We start from the raw sequence: 18,712 nt of genomic DNA on the forward strand, positions 1-18,712 counted from the left end.
TAAGCGTTGAGGATTTCCCCTGTAACACCGTCAATTTCAGGTTCGGGAATTGGCGGGAGTTTTAATTTCTCCCTTCGCCACTTTGCCTTTTCGCCCTGCTCCCCGCCGAATTCACTCAGCCACTTTTGCGCTTCGATGGCTTTTTTACGGTTTCCTGCTTTTGCTGCTCTTTGCCCTGGGCGATGCTGGCTGCCTCCGCCAGAATTTGCCAGTAAAACGCTGGTTCCTGTTTCAGAAGGGTAGCACCGCGTTCCGGTGTGTACTCAATCGGCACTTCTTTGCCATCCACAAGCTCACCGACACCCTTCCAGTCTTTCAGCAGGTAACGCGCGCAGTTGTCGATCAGCAGGTCATCGGCAGAGTCAATTTCCCCGACCGCTGACAGGCTAAATTCGCTGGTTCCCACCTGGTAACTGGCATCCATTTTTTCAATGTGGCGGCGAATAAGTGCATTACGCGAGCGATACTGGTCGTTATCGATGCTGCTGACGAGCAGCTTCAGGCCTTCAATGGGGTTGAGATCTTTCATCGGCGTAAACCAGCGCTCGCCGCCAACATCAATTCGTGGGGTTAGGATAATCATTCGGAACTCCTGCATGAAAAAAGCCCGCGCCGCCATGCAGAGCGGAACGGGCAAGGGAAATTTTATGGTTCAGTTACGGTAATGGTTGCCGTATCGGTAAAAGTGCGTGCCTTAGCGGTGATGGTTGCCGTTCCGGCCGCCACACCAGTAACGACGCCTGACGCACTAACTGTTGCCACTTCAGGATCTGATGACTCCCACGTAACAGTATCCGTGGCGCCGGCGGGAGCCAGCGTTGCAGTGAGGCTGGTTGTATCGCCCACATCAACGGAAGCTGTTTCCGGGGTTACCGTGATACCGGTTGCCGGAATGGTAACGGCGCGGATAATGGTCGGTGACTCGTCGGCCGCAGTGATGTCGAGTTGCACTTGAATGATGTCGGTATTGCCGCCATCAGGCCAGTCGCCAGCAACCTGCACTTTCGGGAAGTTAAACGTGTACTGACCTTCGTCATTCGCCAGGGTGAAGCTAAACGGCACCGTCGCCCCGGTCAGCGTCTTGCTCCATACCTCCCACGCAGCTTTAGACCAGGATAATGTGATCGAACCTGACGGCGTAAAGGTGGTCGGGATATTGGCCCCTGCATATGGTGAACCAGTGCCGATACAGCGCTGCGTCTGGACGTTGTTGTCGAACTGGATGTTGAAGGTATCAATACAGAAGCCATCACCACCGTCGATTCCGTTCAGGTTGATTGCGGTGACTTCTTTGAACGAGTAACGCAACTCGCCAGCATTATCGGCAGGTGTACCTTCGATATAGCTCGTATCGTCTGCTTTCGAATCCCAGCCCAACCCGGCGAAAGTGATCGTCGCGGTAACGTCACCGTCGTTAGGAACTTCCAACTGGAACACGCTTACCTGCGCGCCGCGAACGATAGAGGCGATACCAACGTCAGAGGCGTATGTCGCAAGAGAGAAAGAAATGCGGTCATTCCCCATCGTCAGCACATTGCCCGCCCACTCCGCGCCAAAACACGAAGCCAGGAATTCATCATGCTGGCCGTAGCGGAATTTTGCCCCGACATCGCCGCCAACATCGACTGTTCCCAGCGTAGCGCCCTGTGCCATTCGGGTGCCGCCGATTTCATCGTTGTCATTGGTATTCTGGGACGGGCCAACGCCCCAACTTGTGCGTTTTAAAAGGTTCCACGGAATACCCGTTGGGGTCACTCCGGGAGTGATTTCGCGCACGAATGCACTAAGAACTTTGGCTCCAGATGACATCTGGTGACCTCCTGTTATTTGGCGCTAAGTCGCGCGGTAAGGGATATTGACGTTCCATTGATACCAACCATTGGCATCGCCGACTTCGTATGCTGATGCAGCGAAATAGCTCAGCGCGCCGTCATCCTGGAACTCGAACAAAGAAACAATTTTGTCGGCGGCCTGAGTTATTGGTAATGAGTGAGAACCGGTGGGAACAAAAAGCTGGATAATGACAATCCCCGTTCTGTGTACAACGGGACCCGCGCCGATTTCCGTCGCGCCCGCCTGACCGGCTATATTTGTCACGCGCGCCCAAATATCTTTTCCTTTCGGGTCGAATGTCGGGTCGTTAGGGTATGTCACGTCGCTTTTGGCAATAGCGGTCTGCGCCGTCATGCGGGTGATGACAGCGTTACGAATTTCTGTGAGGGTCATTTGTAGGCCTGTGTTACACCGTGGAATGAGACAGCGTAGATACCCGCCGGAGCCTGCTGCGAGTGACCATTCTCCAGAGGTTCCGCGTATGGGAGGTTATTCTGAATGTAGATGACTGAATAAGGTTTTCCCTGCGCGATAACAGCACTGCCTTGCTGCAAAGTCGCCGATCCATTTTTATCTGTTGTATCGGTGGTGCCGTATTCAGGAGAGCCAATACTCACCTGATTATTCGCACGGAAACGCCCGGTATCGACCGGAGAGCGAGAGACAATTTCATTCAGCAACTGAAGCGAGATAAAACGCAATTTTTTACCAACGTCTTCCTCAACCTGATTCATAAAAACAGAAGGGTCGATACTCCACCCGTTCGCCATATCACGCCCTCCGCAACTGGATGGAATATGTCGCTTTTGCCGGGTCGGTTCCTGCCGTAATGACCTTGTAGCTTTGCTGTTCGCCGGTAATCAGGTCTGGTGCAGTGATGATGTGATCGACTTTCGGTTTGTCGGTAACTTCATTCGTCAGCGCGGTTAATTTCAGGTCACCGTGCAGGATATTGACGCCATCGATGCGGTTGAGGCTGTATTTCGACAGAACGCCACGCCCGGTGTAGGTCACTGTGGTTTCACCGCCTGTTTCCGTTACCGGGTCCCATCCGGTTTGGATGACGTAAGAGCCGGTGAAATCGTTGACAGCATCCGCCAGCTTGGTATCAAAGGCCTTTGCGACCTTCGTCTGAATCTTGTCACGAATTCCCACGTCACCCCCTGACAATCCGAATCTGCGAAGTATTCGCGCCATACGGCTTGAGCATCGCCAGTGCCAGTTGCAGATCGGAATCCAGCAAAGATGTGCTGTTTGTTGCCATTTCGGCGTAGCTTTCTGACACACTCACACCATCGGCATCAACCGATTCACTGGTGAGGACACCAGAACTGGTTTTCTGCTGATATAGCCCGCCATTTGCTGCCGCCAGCGACGCATACGCCCCAGCCTGCTTCACATCATCAGGGATAATGATTTCGTGGGTATTTTTGTCGCATGGTAATTTCAGGCCAAGGCCATTCATCCAGGTGTTAGCCATCAGTACCGATTTTGATTTTTTGCTGGCATCAGTCCAGTCGGCACCGAGGATTTGATCAACGTCCGCTACCGTGATGTAGGTGATCATGAATCACTCCTCTATGTGCCAGCCTGCCGCCTTCCAGTTTTCCACTTCGTCAGGATGCACATCTGCGGTGGTGGGCGCACCGGGGAATGCTGGGAAGTCAGTGAACATAGCAACCAACTGAGCACCCTGCTCCTGCTGCTCAGAATTGTTTTGCGCCGCCAACTCAGCAGCAAGTTTTTCTGCTGCTCGCTGAGCGCGCTGTTCTTTCGTCAATCCAGCCATAATCCCTCCAAAAGGAAAAGGGGCCGAAGCCCCTTGTGTGATGGTATTAGCCCAGAAGCATTACTGCGTGGGCTGGTTTGATGGAAGCCACGCCCCACGCCAGGCCAACTTCATAACGCACCTGGCGGTACTGACGATACAGCGCGATCTGGAAGGTGATACCGGAAACTGGGTCGGTGACATTCATCACGTCATCAGCGGTGTCACCACCTTCCGGCATAGCCGGGGTACGAGAAGCCAGCAGAAATGCGTTACGGTCAAACGCCATATTTGCAGTGAAACCACCGACTACAGTGATAGCAACGCCGTCAGCCAGGTCCTGACGCAGACCCGGTGCCGCCAGGGTGATAGTGGTAGCGGTCGCAGCAGCAACGACATACTGGTTATCGTCACCAGCGAAAGTCACAAGCTGGCCCGCAGCAATAGCACCCGTACCGGTATCAATGGCAATGATGATATCGCCTTCCTGTTTCGCGCCATTGACCAGATATCCTGTCGCGGTAGCAGCTGGCGCACGCTTAACGCCCGCAGAGTTGTGAATGTTGAAGCCTTCCAGTCGGCCCAGCGTACCTTCGCGAAGCAGTTGCTCAGTGCCGGATTCATTCACTTTGAACAGTACCGTCTGCTTCCCGCGAAGATTCGCGATTGCAGAAGAACCGAGAACCATTTGCAGGCTGGTGGTTGGCGAACCATTGTCCTCCAGAACCTTGCGTGCATTAGCTGCGTCGGTCAGATCTTCCTTCACGCCAAACGGCGTTGTGCCAGCAGTACCAACGGCGCGAGAAGTGCCGTAGTAAAGTGCGCCGAGATCAGCATCGACCTCATTTGACAGTGCGCGGAATGCCTGGGTGAACTGGTCGGCGAGGATAGTGTTGTAAGTACCTGCCGGGCCGAGAGCCAGTTGTTCTTCACCGTTCCATTTGACCGGTGCCATTTTGGATTTGGTAATTTTTACATCAACAGTGCCGATGTTCTGATCACCAGTATTCGGCGCAGACGGCCCCGGCATGATGTCCTCGGTAACAGCTTCCGGTGCGACGGGCGCAGTTACTGTCTGCCCCTTCGCCGCTGCGTCTGCTTTGGTGTTGCGCGCTACTGCAGGAATAAACCCCACCTGCTCACGAGAAACGATATCCAGAGCGGTATAGATAGTCGGGATCAACCCGGTCAGTGTATTCGACATGATTCATTTTTCCTTAGAGATAGATTTGGGTTGGTTGAGCTATCCAGCTCTGGCGCCAGCCACCATCCGGAAGCTGGCAAATGCAGTTAATCGACGATGGTGATACCGTCTTTGAGAGCAGTCTGTTTTCCGGCCATATCCAGAGAATCGAATGCTGAGCGCTTCATGGTCTTTTGCCCGGCATCGTGTTGAGTTGTTCGCGAACCACCGCCATTGTTGCCACTGGCTTTCAGGATGTGGTCTTTTTGCGGGTACTGCTCTACCAGGAACTCCAGCGCCTCATCGAATGAGGCCAGTTCGCCCGGTTTAGAGCGGGAATAAATTTTGTTGCCGGTGCCGTCATAGGCGACAACTTTACCCTCTTCGACTTTAAACGACTGCCCGAAGCGGGCCTGAAGCAGATCGGCAGGGATGGCGATTTTATCGGTGATAAATTTGGAGCCAGTAAAACTACCACCGATCATCGAGTCGTACAGTTGGCCTTCCAGCGTTTTATTTTTATTGTTGGCCTCATCCAGTTGCACCTGGAATGATTTGGTGATTTCGGCTTTCACCTGGTCAACAGCGCCAGCATCGATCAGTTTTTTCTGGTCGATTTTGGTCATCATCTCGATTGCTTCAAGCGCCTTTTTGGGGTCTTCAATACCGGAAAAAGCCGCAAGTTTCGTTTCAACGGCTTCTTTGGCTTCGCGATGGGATTTAGCCTCGCCATTCAGTGCCGAGATTTTGCTGACAGCCTGAGCGGCATCGAAGCCAATTTCTTTCCCGTCGTCATGCACGTAAACCGGCAGGCCATTAGCATCGACTTCTGCGTAGTGCTTACCGTTTACTTCTACTGTCTTCAGTTTCATGTTGTTACCTTTGATTTGGTCATCCGACCGTTGCACCGCTCACCATCCGGATTGCGGCAATAAAAAAGGCCGCCCGGAGGCAGCCTGTGGTGAATTTCAGATATTAAAAAAGGCCGCGTTAGCGACCTTGATAGTGATATTCGTAGTGATGCAGTTTTCCGTCTATTACTATCCTTTCGAGCGTATATACCAGGATACCCTGTTCGAGATCACAGGCATCAAAACCATTGTTAAACATTGGGGATGCATCAGAAACAGGCTGAGGGAATTGAACTCGTTCTAATGGTACACCGTAGTCATCGGTGTGAGCGGGCACGGACTCACCATCTCTTGGCCCGCCCCTTAAAAATATCTTCATGCTTAATAGCCCCTCCTGAATGACACAGAATAAGTGTGGTGGCCGGTGCTGCCACGGCAAACGATAAAACGTTCGGCAGGGATTCACCGAAGTGAATCTAGTTTCCGGCTTGCCCGTTTCTCACGTGATGCTTTAGCGCGCAGGTCAGCATCCTACATTCACCACGAATTTACCCTATCACATTCTGGCATCTTTAAACGCTTGCGCGTCACGTTCACGCAACTGGTCAAGGGTGAGCCACTCGCCTTTGTCGGTGTAGAACTCATCAGGAGACATACCGCCATCACGAATCAACCGGGCGCGCTTTTCGCCAACGATTTGCTTCTGACGATCGAACGACTGGCGCGAGAACCATTCCTGATAGTTGGTATCGCCCGGTACAACGCCGTCCATGCTTGCGCGTTCCGCTGGCGGGATATCGCGAACATCGATACCCAGTTCTTTTGCCGATTTGAGGATGAAGGTTTCAGTAGAGCGGCAGCAGAAATGAATTTTTCCAGGCCCCTGCAAGTAAGGAATCTTATGACCGATTGGCTTGTTATCCAGCGTGTACTTCAGACGATCGCGAATACTGCATATATGCGTCGTTCTGTTATCCAGAGTAGAAAGCCATTGCTTGCCCTTCATCAGGTCATCGTTTGCACTGGCGAAGCTGTTGCGCGCCGTCGCAGCAAGATGGCCCACCGCCGTTTTCGCGATACTGGCAGCATTGGCTCGGCTCATCTGCAACGCGCCATCCTGATAGCCCCGATTCGCGTGGCCGCGAACCTTGCGCGCTATCTGCTCTGTCGTATCTCCCAGCAAAAAGCCCTGTCGCACTGTGTTATTTATGCGGTTGAGGCGATCCGCTTCGAGGTTTGACGCCCACTCACTGAGTAATCGCCCCTGGAATGGTTGCGCCATCGCGGCGGCATACACCGCGTCAGGAGAGATACCCACCAACGGATGAACGTCGGTCACGAACTCCGGCAACAGCGCGTCAAACAGGCTCAACTGATACCCAGCCTCATGTTGCGCCAGGTCATTCAGTTCGGTGGACAGGCTGGAAAACATGCCGTTTATCGCTGTGCGGTTAATTTCCCGCACGCTCGCCAGCAGTGCTTCAAGACGTGTGACCGTAAAGCTATTCGGCTCTATACCATCCATCGCCACCAGCAGGCGCGCCGTCAGTTCAGCATCACTTTCGTTGAGCAGTTTCACCATTCGACTGGCAACGCCGGTACTGTAACGACTAATCCAGAGAGCGTGCGCTATGGACTCGTCACGCAGCTGCTCGTTAACCGTCGCCATTATTGTTGCCTGTCAGTGTCACTGGTGGATTTTTCAGCTCGTCGATCACGTCATCCGGCTTCGCGTCAGGATCGATGAATTTAAGCGCCTGAAGCACGCGAACGGCATCAACCTGGCGGATGTCGCCCCCCTGTCGCAGGGACTGAACGGCCATAGCAGCAGATGAATCGAACGTTTGGGTAGAAACATCCAGCTCTGTGCGCACATCAACATTGCCGCCATCAGGCAGATCAATCCATTCGGCCATGATTTGCAGAATGTTATCGAGCGCATCCTCCAGCGAACTCGCCATCGTGTAGATCGGTGAGTTTTCCTGCATGTGTTCTTCATGCGTCTGGTCGTCAGATTTTGTTGATGTGTTTTCTGCACGCAGCAACTTCGCGCCCGCCTGGCGCATCTGATTTTCCAGATCATCCAGCGACGTTTTGCCGGATTCAATGGCAGCGCCGGTGTGCTCGGTGTATTCCATACCCTGCTTTGCGCGGTCGGTGAATTTAGTAGCACTGGATGAGCCAATAACCAGTTCCTGATCATCTTCCAGGCCAAAAACAGACAGAAGCGGCACACGCACAACATGAAGAATGTTGTCCTGCTCACTCTGGCTTTGCCAGTGCTTGATGTTCAACAATGCCAGATTCAGCAATGGCGGAGAACCTCGCATAAACCCGGTTTTTTTGGTGTAGAGCGTTACAAGGGGAATATCGTCGCGGCTGGTTTCCCACTCTTCATAAAGAGTCCAGGTGGATTCCCCACCATCACCTTTGTTACGGCGCCAGATTTCCACTTTACGCGGCATGATGTGGCGGATCTGCTCAACTTTGGTTTGCCCGAAGTCGTCACCATCCACGACAATGACTTCTTTTACGCGCAGTTCAGTGAGTACAACTTTTCCGCTGACAACCTTTGATTTCCAGCCGATCACCTGGCGAGGATTAAGCATCGTTACATACGGTCGACCACCAGCAGCCTGCTCGTCAGCTTTTGTGCGGATTTCTTCGGCGTTGGTGCGCGGGTAATCCACCAGTGCATGTGCGAGACCATACTGAAACGCCAGACTGAAGAATTGCTGCGCCCAGACATCAAGGCGGCTGCCTTCCATATCGATGTTTTCGGCATAATCTTTGATTTTTTCCGGCGTTTTTTCGCTTAACACAGTTGGCTCAGCAAATACGCGCCCGGTATTTTGCTTAATGCTTTCTTCGTAGGCCGGGAGCAGCGTCGCAACAGACAGGCGTTTCTTATAGTCCTCTTTATCCTCGCGCGGCCAGCGGGGTAGGTAGGATTCGCCCTGCCGGCGCATTTCCAGCGTGCCACCCATCAGGGCATCATTAATGTCCCACGCCTCAACCATGTCGTTATAGTCGAGGTTGGGTGTCGAAATATCTGGCATGGTTTACATCCGAAGTTTGGTGACTTTGCCGACTTTCTTCGGCGGGAAATGTAGAACGGCATAGCGAGTGCCATCCCAGTCGTGATCTTCCTGCTGAGTATCAACGTCGTCAGGATTTTTACTGTCGCGAACTAGCACCGGTATGCGGCTTATCCAGCCGCGGCAATAATCGAATACGTAGAATGCTGGCTTTTCAGGAATACCAGATTCCAACTTCTTGCCTTCAATGACTGCCTCCAACATATCAGCGAACAATGCCGCACCATTGACGCGGGAGCCGGGCTTCTTATTGGCCTCAACCCATTTAACGCCCTGCACTTCCATTTTCTGAGCGATTGAAAGTTCATCATCGCCAGTGTTGTAGATCGCGCTATCGGCCGGGCCGGGAACAACCTTTTTGCAGATGCCCGGCATAATGTTGAGTTGTCCCTGAGTGACGCCATCGAGTTTTATCTCGTCCGGTTCGTCAACTTCCTGGCCTGTTAGCCGCTTATCAATCCACGCAACGCCTTTTGCAACGTTGGTAGATGACATGTTCAGCCCTTTATTCAGTTCGTCAGGCGGGCAGCCGTACCACTCGCCAATCAGAATCAGAGACCCGGCAGGCGGGCAAAATTGACGCCCATCCGGCAACGTCGCGACAGTTCCATCCGTGCGAGCCCACCAGAGGTTAGAGAATGGCTTCGACTCTCCCCAGTCATGGGAGCGGTCAACAGTCCAACTATCCGGGATGCGGAATGGTTTAATGACATGCAGTGATTCATTCCAGAGGTGGTCGAACCGTCCGCCGCTGGTCACGTCCCACGAACCATTAACCCACGCCTTGCGACGGTTCGGGTCTTTGATTGCCATCAGCGTTGCGATGTACTGCGGATCGAGGTACGGATTTTCTTTGAAAGAACCATGTATCGCGACGCGGGTTAACGTGATCTCTTCTTCCCGCTCGGTTTGAGGGTTGAACACTAACTGTTTGTGACGCTGCACAGTTCCGCGTGGTGCCGGTTCGATAAATCGCTTTTTTACCCAGGTGTGACCGATGCCAAATGGGTTTGTCGTGCTGAATACTTCGAGCGGGATCGGTTTTAGCAACGAGCCATCTTTTCGCGGATAGTCTTCAGGCCGGAACGATGAGCGGCGACACGAAAACATTGCTTCGTAGAAATCTGAATTCGGTTGTTTGGTCAGCTCGTTAAAGCCGATAAACGGAAATTCCTGCCCGTGGAAGTTCCAGTAGTCGCTCTCTTCTTTCCCGAAGCGGAAAAGCAACTCTTCGCCAGTCGGCCACACCCAGCGTAATTCACTGGCCGAAGCAAGATAGCGAGCGCCGTCGTTAAACAGCCGGTACATACGTTTTGACTGGGTAATGATGTCGGTGAGGTTTTTATACTCGGTATCGAAAATAACACCTCGCCAGAACGAGCCATAGCCCAGGCCAACCAGTCGACGAAAGCGCGCCAGCTGCGCAGCAGTTTTACCAGGTCCGCGTGTTCCCTCGTAGAGGATTTCGTTACAAGGGCAACTCAGGGAGAGCGATTGCGATCCCGGCAGAGGTTTCCAGACGGCTTTGTAATTCATCCACCCAATACCTCACCCTGCTGCTTCTGCGCGGCCTTTTCCCAGTCATCCACGTTATCGCAGGACGGTACCGGCATTACGTTATGCGTGGCTATGACATTTTGCTCTACTTTCTGCTTATTGGTGTAGACGTCGCCAACCTCTTTCGCTGCCTGTTCCATCAACGCAGCAGTAAGCGCCATGTTCTTCATCCCTTCCGCTCTTGTCGCCATGCGATCGAGCACACGCAGGCGATAAGCCTTGTTTGCGATAGGGATTTCCGCTATTTCAGTTTGAAAACGTGTTCGCGTCGCATTGAACAGCGCCACCCATTTTTTCGCCAGGCCGCGACCGCTAACCTTCGTCGGATCGTGCGTCTCAACCTGCTGCGGGGTGATCTTGATGCCAAATTCCTTCTGGACGGCATCTACCACAATAGACGGCGTGTCAAAGCATGCAATTTGTTGAATGATGAAGGCTTTCACTTCTGGTTTTAGCGCAGCCATAAGTCACCATCCGTCCAGATCAATCCAAAAATTAAGCCAGTTTCAGCATGCACGTCCCGCACGCTCTGGCGATGTTAAGTTTTGCCACCTCTGCCGGTTGATTGGCTACGTCCACCAGTTCTTGCACGTCGGCGCTGGCTCCGTAACGCCTGACCACGCCAACGAACTCTTCGACGTCGTGCCCGCGCAGTGTCAGTACCGGCTGTCCGGTCTCTTTGTTGAACTTAGGCGCGCCGAAATCATCGGTAGCCTGGGCGATGTGGTAAAGCTCGTGCTCTACCAGTGCGCAGAACTCAAGGTCGCTGCATTGTGAGCAGTAATCGGCTGCCAGCGTGATGATGAACTTCGGGATTCGCCCGAACCATTCATACATCTGCTGTTCCATTCTGGCTTTCTGCCATCCACCGGCGCGGAGCATTACCTGCTCAGCCTGGCCGAGGACGTATCGCCCTTTCTTCGCGAACGAATCTGACGCCCACATGAAGCAGAGATCAGCCTCTAACAGGTGTCCGTGGTCAGGGTTATGAATGCTGCCGGTATCGCTGAGGATTTGGCGGTTTACCCACTCATGCACTTCGTTAGCGGGAATCAGCCTGGTGTATGGCTGCCAGTTGTCGGAGTCGATGAAGTTAACTGGCGGATATGGCCTGCGCTCGTCATCGTTAGCCATGGTTTACTCCGTTATCTCTTTGCAGGCTCTGACTTCACCTTTTGGCTAATGCCATACTTAACGATGAATTCAGACACCTTTCGGTAATCAGGCTCGCACCGCATCATCACGCAGAACAGTGTCAGCGTCTTGATATAAACGGGAAGCCACCACCTGCTTTTGATTTCAACTGACAGTCTGCACGTCGCCATTGTTTTCTTCCTCGACAGGCATTGGCGTAAACTGCACGCGCTTCACATCGGCAGGAGCGAAATACAACCACTCGCCCGTCTCCGTTGCCAGCGGCACAAAGCCGTTAACCAGCTCAGGCTGACGTCGTGACATCTTGCCTGTGAAGGTTTCGCCTGTTTGGGTGGTTAGCGTGATTTGGTAGATGTCGGACATTGAGAGCCTCTTTATCCGCTTGCGGGGATATCAGGTGAATTATCCTCTACTGGGGATATCCATTATCGAAGCCCCTCAGTGAAGAGCTTCTGTAATGGCTAGCAATCGGCATCTGGACGCGCTACAGCACGACAGGCCCACATGTAGGCTTCCTGCATTTTGGTGCGAGCAATTGCCAGACAGCGCAAAGATTCTGCACGTTCAATTTCAGACTGACTGCCGCGCTCTACAACCTCAGCAGATACAACTTCACGCTCTGTATCCAGCAGGCTGCAAAAATGACGACTGACACCTTTGAAGCGGTTCATTCGTTCAATATCACCCGGAGTTAACGTACGATAGCCCTTGACGGTGCTGCCATCCTGCGGTTTTGCTTCGCTCATAAATCCTCTTTAATTAAGACACTGCTCTTTGATGTAGTCCTGCATGCCCCGAATCATTTTGTCAGCGGTTGCGATTCCGTCCCGGTGATCGAAATAATTCCGTCGAGCGTCTGGAGTAAGTTCGGGGGATCCTGCATCATCCACGCCGGTGGTGGAGGTGGTTTTGGGCACTCCAGGGCACGTTGCGGCGATGCGCAGCCGTTTAGCGCCAGAATCGACATCCCGACGAAAATCGTTAATGGTTTTTTTCGCATCGGACAATTCCTTCGTGTATTTGGCATCAAGTGCAGCGACATCACGCTGGCGGGTCTGCATGTCTTTGATGGTGGCATTCGCCAGGGTGAGCCGTTCCGTAGCTTTATCGCGCTGGTCTTTGTAAGTGGTGGCGTTGTCGCGGTAGTGATTCACCGCCCAGCCCAGCGACACGATGATACAGACAACCACAGCGATGATGATTGCGGTTAACCTGCTCATTTCTGACTCCAGGTGCAAACCTCATACTCGACATCACGACGATTCATCAGACCTTTCCACTTCTTACCGCCGGCATACACCCAACGCTTTAATTCTGCGCATGCTCCGGAATAGTCCAGGCTGTTTAGTTTTTTCAGAAGCGTGGAGTTTATGGCGGCGGTCTCGCCGACGTTATAGGCCCATGAGTAAATTGCTGCTCGCTGCGTTTCAGTAGTGGGAACCTTGATATGCGGGTCGACTCGAGCTGCAATGCGCCGCATATCTTTTCTGGTCAGGGCGTCACACTCATTATCGGAGTAACGCTTTCCCCAGATTATGTCTGAGCCTGTGTGACCATCGCATACGGTGATAACTCCAACGATATCCCGGTACGGAGTGTACTCACGCCCCTCAAGGCCAGACTTCCCGGAAACCATGACAGTAGCGATGCTAATCGCACCGGCACCTAGGGCACCGATAATGCTATTTCTGAGCGCCGGAGACATTGCCATTTAATCTATCCTCGCGCTCTTTGCGCTTGTAGTACCAGTTCACGCCAAAGGTTCCGATAGTGCAGGCGATACCGATGATGATTGCCCAGTCGTTCAGGGAAAGAACGCCACCCATGGTTGTTAAGCCTCCAACCTAATAACTGAGCCATTCTCTGATTTTATCCATGCGTTGCATGCTCTCACCTCGCGTTGTTAGCGGGTGCTGTGTGTGTTTGAAAGGGGTCAGGCTTCACGGGCTGGATTTTCAACAAAGCACGTAGTGATTGATTCCCGTGAGCCTGAAATAAAAAACCCGCTCAAGGCGGGAATGTGAGGGTAAGGCAATGTCGGCTCTCTGGCCGAAGGGTCCCAGGTAGTGGGTTCTGGTGCCGGGCAAAGGAATCGAACCTCTGACGCGCAGCTTACAAGGCTGCCGTTCTGCCACTGAACTAGACCGGCTAATGTGGTTTGAGATCACTTACTGATGCTGGCCGTCCATTCTCGCCAGCGGGCCTCTCTAATCTCAGGGCTCAGTCGCTGATCTTCAAAATGGTTTGCCAGGTTTATCGAATCTGGCAGCAGCGCCCAGGCGACATAGAAATCATGTGGCTCAAACTCTCCACCAGCAAATTCGTATGCACCAACATGGAAAATCTCGCCGTCCTCTTCGAGTGCCAGCACCTGAGCAATATGCCAACCATCACAGGGATTAAGAAGGATAACCCAACGCCCATTAAATTCTTTGGTTGGTTTTTCACTTGCTGGTCGGAAATGAAGCTGTTCGGTAATTGGTTGCGACATACTTGCTCCAGAAACGAAAAATCCCCGCACGATGGCGAGGACCATTTATTCAAAATCTCATGTCACACACAACAATGGCAACATATACGATTTATTCTGCTCATTTGTTCATTGAAAAGCAAGCACGTTATGAACATTTTTTGAGATTTTCTTCGCATTATCGCGAACGATGAAGGCATTTTGCATCGGCTGGTAGAGACAGAACAACGCAGCGTTGAGCACTTCTTTAACTTCACGGCGCACCGTGGATATGCTCGGCTTCTTGTACTGATTACCGCCTCGCGTCTTCATCAGGCGCGGGCAAGCAACCGCATGTTGCCATGTTGCAATGCGTATCTCGCTGGACTGGTAAACGTAATAGGCCAGAAGCATCTTGTAGGCGTTCTCGTCAATGGCCTTCAGATGGCTGCCGATGACCTGGCTGATCAGCATGCCGTCATCGTCACTGCATACCGGGCGGCTTGTCTGCTGTGGCTCAACGGTCGCCATAAATTTAGCGATCATGTTTATCATGGCTTTATCAATCCTGCCAGTCTGTACCCATGCTCCCCACAACTGGAGCTGTCCATCAATCCAACGATACTGATCTGTGGTAAGTTCCAGTTTCATGCGGCTGCCCTCTCGGTCTGTTTATCTTTGGTCTGGCTGTGCTTTGCTACAGGTGGCATGCTGGCGCGCTTAACGCTTTCGGCCTGGTACCGTTCGAAATCAGCTCTGGTCATGATTCCACCACTCCCGTGCTGACTTTCTGTATTCAGGGTTCTCTGTCTGGCAGATAATTTCCGCTCGATCGCCGCTTATCAGCTCGCGAGCTTTCGCATACAGCCTCTCTCTTTTCGAAAGCTGCGTCGTTTCATACCAGGTGCTGGCAACGAACCTTCTCGCTTCAACTGGAGTGAATGCCTTCATGCTACCTCCTGCTGCTTCAGTGCTTTGAGCTTGGCGCGGTACTCATCGCGAATGCGGATGAAGTCTTCCCGGCGGTAGTTGGTCATTTCGTGGTGGCCGTTGAGCCAGTCGACGTATTCCTGGCCGTAACGAGCGACTAGGCCAACTTCGTATTGCTTCGTGACCGAGGCCTCTTTAGCGGTGTACTTCCCAGCCCCGGCATTACACGATTTGCACTGCTTATGGGCGTTGCGCTCTTCAAAGCGCAACTCAGGGTTGGCGCCGACCGTTTTGAAGTGTCCGCAATCCCATTGGCCGCCGTGCAGGTCAGGCGGGTTGGTCTCGCCGCAGCTGATGCATGGCAAACCAGCATCACGGGCGCGGATGTAGGCGTTGAAAGCCTGCTGAGCTTGTGCCTTGTAGTAACCGGCGGGCCTTAGCTCTGCCAGTCGCTCCTTACGGCGTTTTCGCCCAGCCTTCTCAGCCTCTTTCTGCTCCTTGATGCGCTTCGCAGCGGCTTTCACCTTTTCTCTTGTACGGAGTTCCATTGCGTAAATAGCCCCATGCTCAGGGCAGCACCAGCGAATGTTGTCGTATGCCGGGATGAACCACTCATTGCATACTTTGCACTTACGGCGGGATGGCTTACGCATGGGAACCACCTTGCACCTGTACCAGCGTCAGGTTTCCGCAGAACACAGCGCCGGTGTCGATGTACATCTGGTTTGCAAACTTCATGGGATGGCGCGCCGGGGTGTGACCGAAGATAAAAAGATCAGCCCCGGTTATCTCCAAGACTATCCCGTCCTGCGCGTCGCTCACCCGCTCGCGATTCCAGATGACCATTTCTTTAGGCACTGGCTTATCAAATTCATATTCGTTATGCGGGTAGTCAGCGTGGCAGATAACGATTTTCCGCTCAGCGGTAACCAGCTCAATGATGAGTGGTAACTCAGCGGCTTTGTGAACCAGAGACTTAGCCAGCACCTCTTTGTCATAGTCGAGATTGAAGAACCAACCGCCACCATTTACCAGCCAGTGATTGACGTTCCCGTATTCAGAAAGACCATCAATCATCATCTGCTCATGGTTTCCGCGCACAGCCAGGAACCACGGCATAGTAATCAGATCCAGGCACTCGACGTTTTCAGCGCCGCGGTCAACAAGGTCACCCACGGAGATCAGCAAATCTCGCGACGGGTCGAATGAAACCTTTTCCAGTTCGTTCATCAGCAACGTGTAGCAGCCGTGAAGATCGCCGACTACAAAGATATTGCGCCAGTCAGCGCCGTTAATGCGTTGATAGATATTCATGACGCTCTCCCGAAGTAGTCGCCGCGATAGCGGACGTCGCGAAGCTGGATGTTTTGACTGACTGCAAATGCCTGGGTGTACTCGATGAGGCTGTTCATCCGCTTAATGCCCATTGATGCTGTGCTTTCGCGAATGGCGACAAGTTCACCCTCAAGTCCGGCTATAACCTTGCCCTGACCGCCAGTGGCAATCGAATGGCCGGACACCAGAATTGCTTTCCACGACGGGAGCGACCACGCAGAACCAGCCCACTGGATGCGGTATTTAGCGAAGTCGCCACACAGGGCATGGAACAGAGAGTTCTGAGGAAGGGTTCGTTTAGGATCAGAAAGAGTGACCACCAGCGGGAAATCAGTGCTGACAGGCTGTTTGTTGATGTAGTCGATGAGATTGCGACGAACCTGCTCGTCGCGAAGGTAGAATTTGATGCTCACGCTTCACCTCCTGAGAGGCCAAACGCAGAATGCAGAAAATCGCAGGTGCATTTCTGCATCTGTGACGGTTGAAGAGTTTCAGATTGTGGTCGCATTTAAGTCCCCTTAAATGCGCAGAAGTCACCGAAGTTGTTCAGGCTCCGATGACTTAATTATGGCTGCTTGATAACAGAAAATCAAAACTACTTTTTGGCGTTCTGCTCAGCCATTTCGATGTAGCGTGGGTCGGATGCGCGGGGTAGTTGAATACTCTGCTCGCGATAGTAGCGTACGCGCTCCATGAAATAGTCGCGCAAGTGCTCCGGCTGCTCACGTGCTACCTGCTCAGCGATAACCGGCATGTTCAGGCGCTCTTTGTACGCCACGCCGCTGGCCGCTAAATCCACATTAATTTTGTCCTGCTCGTCTTTCGGTTTTGCTGCGATGTTATATTTTGACATTAGTCAGCAGTTCTCCCTCTCCATCGCTTATTGCTTTCAGAGACCCTGTCTGTATCTACAGACTCTACCAGCCCCTCGCTAAACCGAATTGCATTAGCCTTATCTAAAGCGTTCCTGGCATGTTCACTTCCACTCCTAAATCCTTTTCTTCCCTGATTCTTGTATTTCTGTATGCGCAACCGCGCAGCCAAGTGAGCCTTTGCCTCTCCTCGATTGTTGGGTTTTGACTTAACCAACTCAACATCAAGTTGATACTGTTTCTTCGGAGATAGTTTTTTAGATTTCATAATTCTAAATACTTAACCTGAACCATTCAAAAATGATAAAGCAAAAGGCCCGAACGGGCCTTGAATTAAATCTTGTTTCTGTTAAATAACCTGCTGCGGTGCTGCTGGCAGTGGCATCCAGTGGGTTGGATTGCAATAAATGCCACCACCATTCGGAAGCGATGCAAACCTAAACCATCCCTCTGTTCCATTGCGCTCCATGTAGCCAACCATCTGCTCTTTCGTATCAGCGCAGTAAACTTGAACTTCAGCATCGCGATCCGGCATCCGATCGCTTATCGGAATCCATCCGCCAGGAAACTTGTAAGGCTGGCTTACAGGTTCATCGTTCTGAGCATCACGCAGAGCGTAAAATACTTTATTACGCAATTCGTTGAACTCGTCCGTGTGGGTATCGCTGACAGCGTAGGGCGGCGTCAGCATGTTGAAAATCATGGAAAGCTCACGCTCTGATAACTGGATAGTTTTCACGATTTATCCCCCATTGCAGCGCGGAGGATTTCACGCGCAAACATACGCAGGCGCTCCCTTTTGTCGGCAATGACGTATAAAATATTGCCGCGAGAATCGAGCACATCGTCGATCTGTTCATCGGTCAATGGCTCTACCGGCGCTGGCGGGGTGGCGTAGAGCTTATCGCCAATCTTCAGGCCAGCCTCTTTCGGCGGGCGATAATAAACCAGCGTCCACGCTCCATTGATGAAAGCAACCGGCTCCGCCTTCCTCCCTTCCAGCAATTCATCAATCGCTTTCACAGCATCAGCGATGATGTAATCCATACTTCCGCCGTTTGAGTATTGAAGATTACGCTGTAACACGTCGCGAACGTGGCCCAGCCGCTCGGTCGTAAGCGGGCCGTTGGCCGGATGACCCACGCCGAGGCCTGTTAGTTTGTTATTGGTAATAGTGGTCATGGGTTAGTCCTTTGGCGTACATGCGCCACGAAGAGGTATTTCACCGTCGTTTATCTTTTTAACTTCAGCAAAGGCTGCGCGACACGCTGATTCTGAGTTAAATTCCTGAGCGGCGATTGAGGGGCTATTCCAGTTGTAGCCGCCAAGCATCCAGATAATTAATACCCACATAACTCACTCCCCCTTACCGATGCCAGCGGCGGCAACTTCTTTCGCCAGCCGCTCGGCTTCACGGAAGTCCCAATCCACGCGGTGCGCTATCTCAATTGCAGAGCGCACCGTGCGCTCAATCAGAGAGTCCAGTTGATCGATTGTCATTGCTATGTCAGGGTTGTGAGCCAGTAACTCAGCGCGCCGAATCTGCCAGTTGTTGCAGGTTTCCAGTAATGAATTAGCCATCACTCTGCCTCCACGTTGATGCTCGCTGCGGCCAGTCGCCATCTCAATTCCAGTGGAAGCACCGCCGCCACCAGCAAAGTTATCAACAATGATTTCGCTA

Annotated in this window: 31 protein-coding genes, 1 tRNA gene and 1 pseudogene; all 33 read right to left on the bottom strand. The window is 52.5% G+C overall.

Annotation, left to right across the window (positions count from 1 at the left end):
- Window positions 1-115: 115 nt before the first annotated feature.
- Window positions 116-583 (bottom strand): phage-derived protein YdaY family protein, encoded by a 468-nt coding sequence (locus tag OGY62_RS10705; protein ID WP_286459787.1) that lies wholly within the window; start codon window positions 581-583, stop codon window positions 116-118.
- Between the two features lie 62 nt (window positions 584-645).
- Window positions 646-894, bottom strand: a complete 249-nt coding sequence (locus OGY62_RS23310) for an Ig-like domain-containing protein (protein ID WP_378075501.1) — start codon at window positions 892-894, stop codon at window positions 646-648.
- Window positions 877-1,809, bottom strand: a pseudogene (locus OGY62_RS10710) (phage tail tube protein); the annotation flags it as partial. The gene OGY62_RS23310 and the pseudogene OGY62_RS10710, both read right to left, overlap by 18 nt.
- Before the next feature lie 24 nt (window positions 1,810-1,833).
- The gene (locus OGY62_RS10715; protein WP_286459790.1) at window positions 1,834-2,226 is read right to left on the bottom strand and encodes a phage tail terminator-like protein; all 393 of its coding nucleotides are present in this window, start codon (window positions 2,224-2,226) and stop codon (window positions 1,834-1,836) included.
- On the bottom strand, window positions 2,223-2,603 hold the full coding sequence (locus OGY62_RS10720) for an HK97 gp10 family phage protein (RefSeq protein WP_060816048.1): 381 nt from the start codon (window positions 2,601-2,603) through the stop codon (window positions 2,223-2,225). The genes OGY62_RS10715 and OGY62_RS10720 overlap by 4 nt, the downstream gene beginning before the upstream one ends.
- A gap of 1 nt (window position 2,604) precedes the next feature.
- Entirely contained in the window at window positions 2,605-2,988 is a 384-nt protein-coding gene (locus tag OGY62_RS10725; protein WP_286459791.1) for a glutamate 5-kinase, read from the bottom strand.
- A gap of 1 nt (window position 2,989) precedes the next feature.
- Window positions 2,990-3,400: a protein singed gene (locus tag OGY62_RS10730; protein WP_286459792.1), complete on the bottom strand. Its 411-nt coding sequence runs from the start codon at window positions 3,398-3,400 to the stop codon at window positions 2,990-2,992.
- 3 nt (window positions 3,401-3,403) lie between these two features.
- Window positions 3,404-3,622 (bottom strand): hypothetical protein, encoded by a 219-nt coding sequence (locus tag OGY62_RS10735; protein ID WP_286459794.1) that lies wholly within the window; start codon window positions 3,620-3,622, stop codon window positions 3,404-3,406.
- 46 nt (window positions 3,623-3,668) lie between these two features.
- Window positions 3,669-4,808 (bottom strand): major capsid protein, encoded by a 1,140-nt coding sequence (locus tag OGY62_RS10740; protein ID WP_286460003.1) that lies wholly within the window; start codon window positions 4,806-4,808, stop codon window positions 3,669-3,671.
- 83 nt (window positions 4,809-4,891) lie between these two features.
- Window positions 4,892-5,656 carry a DUF6651 domain-containing protein gene (locus OGY62_RS10745; RefSeq protein WP_286459796.1) on the bottom strand — a complete coding sequence of 255 codons (765 nt, stop codon included), beginning with the start codon at window positions 5,654-5,656 and terminating at the stop codon, window positions 4,892-4,894.
- Between the two features lie 535 nt (window positions 5,657-6,191).
- The gene (locus tag OGY62_RS10750) at window positions 6,192-7,304 is read right to left on the bottom strand and encodes a phage minor head protein (RefSeq protein WP_286459798.1); all 1,113 of its coding nucleotides are present in this window, start codon (window positions 7,302-7,304) and stop codon (window positions 6,192-6,194) included.
- Window positions 7,291-8,694: a DUF4055 domain-containing protein gene (locus OGY62_RS10755; RefSeq protein WP_286459800.1), complete on the bottom strand. Its 1,404-nt coding sequence runs from the start codon at window positions 8,692-8,694 to the stop codon at window positions 7,291-7,293. The genes OGY62_RS10750 and OGY62_RS10755 overlap by 14 nt, the downstream gene beginning before the upstream one ends.
- A gap of 3 nt (window positions 8,695-8,697) precedes the next feature.
- On the bottom strand, window positions 8,698-10,269 hold the full coding sequence (locus tag OGY62_RS10760) for a terminase large subunit domain-containing protein (RefSeq protein WP_286459802.1): 1,572 nt from the start codon (window positions 10,267-10,269) through the stop codon (window positions 8,698-8,700).
- Complete coding sequence (locus OGY62_RS10765; protein WP_286459804.1) at window positions 10,266-10,754, bottom strand: DUF2280 domain-containing protein; 489 nt, start codon at window positions 10,752-10,754, stop codon at window positions 10,266-10,268. Before OGY62_RS10765 ends, OGY62_RS10760 begins: the two co-directional genes overlap by 4 nt.
- 31 nt (window positions 10,755-10,785) lie before the next feature.
- The gene (locus OGY62_RS10770; RefSeq protein WP_286459806.1) at window positions 10,786-11,424 is read right to left on the bottom strand and encodes a putative metallopeptidase; all 639 of its coding nucleotides are present in this window, start codon (window positions 11,422-11,424) and stop codon (window positions 10,786-10,788) included.
- 165 nt (window positions 11,425-11,589) lie between these two features.
- Window positions 11,590-11,808: a hypothetical protein gene (locus OGY62_RS10775; protein ID WP_286459808.1), complete on the bottom strand. Its 219-nt coding sequence runs from the start codon at window positions 11,806-11,808 to the stop codon at window positions 11,590-11,592.
- 98 nt (window positions 11,809-11,906) lie between these two features.
- Entirely contained in the window at window positions 11,907-12,191 is a 285-nt protein-coding gene (locus OGY62_RS10780; protein WP_286459810.1) for an Acb2/Tad1 domain-containing protein, read from the bottom strand.
- Window positions 12,192-12,200: 9 nt separating this feature from the next.
- Entirely contained in the window at window positions 12,201-12,665 is a 465-nt protein-coding gene (locus tag OGY62_RS10785; protein WP_286459813.1) for a lysis protein, read from the bottom strand.
- Window positions 12,662-13,156, bottom strand: a complete 495-nt coding sequence (locus OGY62_RS10790) for a lysozyme (RefSeq protein ID WP_286459815.1) — start codon at window positions 13,154-13,156, stop codon at window positions 12,662-12,664. The genes OGY62_RS10785 and OGY62_RS10790 overlap by 4 nt, the downstream gene beginning before the upstream one ends.
- Window positions 13,128-13,271, bottom strand: a complete 144-nt coding sequence (locus OGY62_RS10795) for an HP1 family phage holin (protein ID WP_353654534.1) — start codon at window positions 13,269-13,271, stop codon at window positions 13,128-13,130. The genes OGY62_RS10790 and OGY62_RS10795 overlap by 29 nt, the downstream gene beginning before the upstream one ends.
- 248 nt (window positions 13,272-13,519) lie before the next feature.
- A tRNA-Thr gene (locus OGY62_RS10800) sits at window positions 13,520-13,594 on the bottom strand.
- A gap of 15 nt (window positions 13,595-13,609) precedes the next feature.
- Window positions 13,610-13,936: a hypothetical protein gene (locus OGY62_RS10805; RefSeq protein ID WP_286459817.1), complete on the bottom strand. Its 327-nt coding sequence runs from the start codon at window positions 13,934-13,936 to the stop codon at window positions 13,610-13,612.
- Window positions 13,937-14,044: 108 nt separating this feature from the next.
- Window positions 14,045-14,545 (bottom strand): antiterminator Q family protein, encoded by a 501-nt coding sequence (locus OGY62_RS10810; protein ID WP_286459819.1) that lies wholly within the window; start codon window positions 14,543-14,545, stop codon window positions 14,045-14,047.
- Entirely contained in the window at window positions 14,542-14,658 is a 117-nt protein-coding gene (locus tag OGY62_RS10815; RefSeq protein WP_286459820.1) for a PPVAKH motif-containing phage-derived small protein, read from the bottom strand. The genes OGY62_RS10810 and OGY62_RS10815 overlap by 4 nt, the downstream gene beginning before the upstream one ends.
- Window positions 14,645-14,845, bottom strand: coding sequence for a hypothetical protein (locus OGY62_RS10820; protein ID WP_286459822.1), 201 nt, complete (start codon window positions 14,843-14,845; stop codon window positions 14,645-14,647). Before OGY62_RS10820 ends, OGY62_RS10815 begins: the two co-directional genes overlap by 14 nt.
- Window positions 14,842-15,477, bottom strand: a complete 636-nt coding sequence (locus OGY62_RS10825) for a recombination protein NinG (RefSeq protein WP_286459823.1) — start codon at window positions 15,475-15,477, stop codon at window positions 14,842-14,844. The genes OGY62_RS10820 and OGY62_RS10825 overlap by 4 nt, the downstream gene beginning before the upstream one ends.
- A complete protein-coding gene (locus tag OGY62_RS10830; protein WP_286459825.1) occupies window positions 15,470-16,138 on the bottom strand; it encodes a serine/threonine protein phosphatase in 669 nt (222 codons plus the stop codon). Before OGY62_RS10830 ends, OGY62_RS10825 begins: the two co-directional genes overlap by 8 nt.
- Window positions 16,135-16,572, bottom strand: coding sequence for a recombination protein NinB (locus OGY62_RS10835; RefSeq protein ID WP_286459827.1), 438 nt, complete (start codon window positions 16,570-16,572; stop codon window positions 16,135-16,137). The genes OGY62_RS10830 and OGY62_RS10835 overlap by 4 nt, the downstream gene beginning before the upstream one ends.
- Before the next feature lie 182 nt (window positions 16,573-16,754).
- Complete coding sequence (locus tag OGY62_RS10840; RefSeq protein WP_286459828.1) at window positions 16,755-17,012, bottom strand: DNA polymerase III subunit theta; 258 nt, start codon at window positions 17,010-17,012, stop codon at window positions 16,755-16,757.
- A 368-nt stretch (window positions 17,013-17,380) separates the two neighbouring features.
- Window positions 17,381-17,770 (bottom strand): DUF551 domain-containing protein, encoded by a 390-nt coding sequence (locus OGY62_RS10845; RefSeq protein ID WP_286459830.1) that lies wholly within the window; start codon window positions 17,768-17,770, stop codon window positions 17,381-17,383.
- A complete protein-coding gene (locus OGY62_RS10850; protein ID WP_286459832.1) occupies window positions 17,767-18,213 on the bottom strand; it encodes a hypothetical protein in 447 nt (148 codons plus the stop codon). Before OGY62_RS10850 ends, OGY62_RS10845 begins: the two co-directional genes overlap by 4 nt.
- A 3-nt stretch (window positions 18,214-18,216) precedes the next feature.
- Window positions 18,217-18,384: a hypothetical protein gene (locus tag OGY62_RS10855; RefSeq protein WP_181397018.1), complete on the bottom strand. Its 168-nt coding sequence runs from the start codon at window positions 18,382-18,384 to the stop codon at window positions 18,217-18,219.
- Window positions 18,385-18,387: 3 nt separating this feature from the next.
- Window positions 18,388-18,654 carry a hypothetical protein gene (locus tag OGY62_RS10860; RefSeq protein WP_502873550.1) on the bottom strand — a complete coding sequence of 89 codons (267 nt, stop codon included), beginning with the start codon at window positions 18,652-18,654 and terminating at the stop codon, window positions 18,388-18,390.
- Between the last annotated feature and the right edge of the window lie 58 nt (window positions 18,655-18,712).

This window comes from Citrobacter sp. CK198 (genome assembly GCF_030333295.1).
Classification (GTDB): domain Bacteria; phylum Pseudomonadota; class Gammaproteobacteria; order Enterobacterales; family Enterobacteriaceae; genus Citrobacter_B; species Citrobacter_B koseri.

What these genes read in the sequence shown, in the direction of transcription:
- OGY62_RS10705 (WP_286459787.1), bottom strand. Translation starts at nt 583, where the DNA reads ATGATTATCCTAACCCCACGAATTGATGTTGGCGGCGAGCGCTGGTTT.
- OGY62_RS10715 (WP_286459790.1), bottom strand. Translation starts at nt 2,226, where the DNA reads ATGACCCTCACAGAAATTCGTAACGCTGTCATCACCCGCATGACGGCG.
- OGY62_RS10720 (WP_060816048.1), bottom strand. Translation starts at nt 2,603, where the DNA reads ATGGCGAACGGGTGGAGTATCGACCCTTCTGTTTTTATGAATCAGGTT.
- OGY62_RS10730 (WP_286459792.1), bottom strand. Translation starts at nt 3,400, where the DNA reads ATGATCACCTACATCACGGTAGCGGACGTTGATCAAATCCTCGGTGCC.
- OGY62_RS10735 (WP_286459794.1), bottom strand. Translation starts at nt 3,622, where the DNA reads ATGGCTGGATTGACGAAAGAACAGCGCGCTCAGCGAGCAGCAGAAAAA.
- OGY62_RS10745 (WP_286459796.1), bottom strand. Translation starts at nt 5,656, where the DNA reads ATGAAACTGAAGACAGTAGAAGTAAACGGTAAGCACTACGCAGAAGTC.
- OGY62_RS10750 (WP_286459798.1), bottom strand. Translation starts at nt 7,304, where the DNA reads ATGGCGACGGTTAACGAGCAGCTGCGTGACGAGTCCATAGCGCACGCT.
- OGY62_RS10755 (WP_286459800.1), bottom strand. Translation starts at nt 8,694, where the DNA reads ATGCCAGATATTTCGACACCCAACCTCGACTATAACGACATGGTTGAG.
- OGY62_RS10760 (WP_286459802.1), bottom strand. Translation starts at nt 10,269, where the DNA reads ATGAATTACAAAGCCGTCTGGAAACCTCTGCCGGGATCGCAATCGCTC.
- OGY62_RS10765 (WP_286459804.1), bottom strand. Translation starts at nt 10,754, where the DNA reads ATGGCTGCGCTAAAACCAGAAGTGAAAGCCTTCATCATTCAACAAATT.
- OGY62_RS10770 (WP_286459806.1), bottom strand. Translation starts at nt 11,424, where the DNA reads ATGGCTAACGATGACGAGCGCAGGCCATATCCGCCAGTTAACTTCATC.
- OGY62_RS10775 (WP_286459808.1), bottom strand. Translation starts at nt 11,808, where the DNA reads ATGTCCGACATCTACCAAATCACGCTAACCACCCAAACAGGCGAAACC.
- OGY62_RS10780 (WP_286459810.1), bottom strand. Translation starts at nt 12,191, where the DNA reads ATGAGCGAAGCAAAACCGCAGGATGGCAGCACCGTCAAGGGCTATCGT.
- OGY62_RS10785 (WP_286459813.1), bottom strand. Translation starts at nt 12,665, where the DNA reads ATGAGCAGGTTAACCGCAATCATCATCGCTGTGGTTGTCTGTATCATC.
- OGY62_RS10790 (WP_286459815.1), bottom strand. Translation starts at nt 13,156, where the DNA reads ATGGCAATGTCTCCGGCGCTCAGAAATAGCATTATCGGTGCCCTAGGT.
- OGY62_RS10795 (WP_353654534.1), bottom strand. Translation starts at nt 13,271, where the DNA reads ATGGGTGGCGTTCTTTCCCTGAACGACTGGGCAATCATCATCGGTATC.
- OGY62_RS10805 (WP_286459817.1), bottom strand. Translation starts at nt 13,936, where the DNA reads ATGTCGCAACCAATTACCGAACAGCTTCATTTCCGACCAGCAAGTGAA.
- OGY62_RS10810 (WP_286459819.1), bottom strand. Translation starts at nt 14,545, where the DNA reads ATGAAACTGGAACTTACCACAGATCAGTATCGTTGGATTGATGGACAG.
- OGY62_RS10815 (WP_286459820.1), bottom strand. Translation starts at nt 14,658, where the DNA reads ATGACCAGAGCTGATTTCGAACGGTACCAGGCCGAAAGCGTTAAGCGC.
- OGY62_RS10820 (WP_286459822.1), bottom strand. Translation starts at nt 14,845, where the DNA reads ATGAAGGCATTCACTCCAGTTGAAGCGAGAAGGTTCGTTGCCAGCACC.
- OGY62_RS10825 (WP_286459823.1), bottom strand. Translation starts at nt 15,477, where the DNA reads ATGCGTAAGCCATCCCGCCGTAAGTGCAAAGTATGCAATGAGTGGTTC.
- OGY62_RS10830 (WP_286459825.1), bottom strand. Translation starts at nt 16,138, where the DNA reads ATGAATATCTATCAACGCATTAACGGCGCTGACTGGCGCAATATCTTT.
- OGY62_RS10840 (WP_286459828.1), bottom strand. Translation starts at nt 17,012, where the DNA reads ATGTCAAAATATAACATCGCAGCAAAACCGAAAGACGAGCAGGACAAA.
- OGY62_RS10850 (WP_286459832.1), bottom strand. Translation starts at nt 18,213, where the DNA reads ATGACCACTATTACCAATAACAAACTAACAGGCCTCGGCGTGGGTCAT.
- OGY62_RS10855 (WP_181397018.1), bottom strand. Translation starts at nt 18,384, where the DNA reads ATGTGGGTATTAATTATCTGGATGCTTGGCGGCTACAACTGGAATAGC.
- OGY62_RS10860 (WP_502873550.1), bottom strand. Translation starts at nt 18,654, where the DNA reads ATGGCGACTGGCCGCAGCGAGCATCAACGTGGAGGCAGAGTGATGGCT.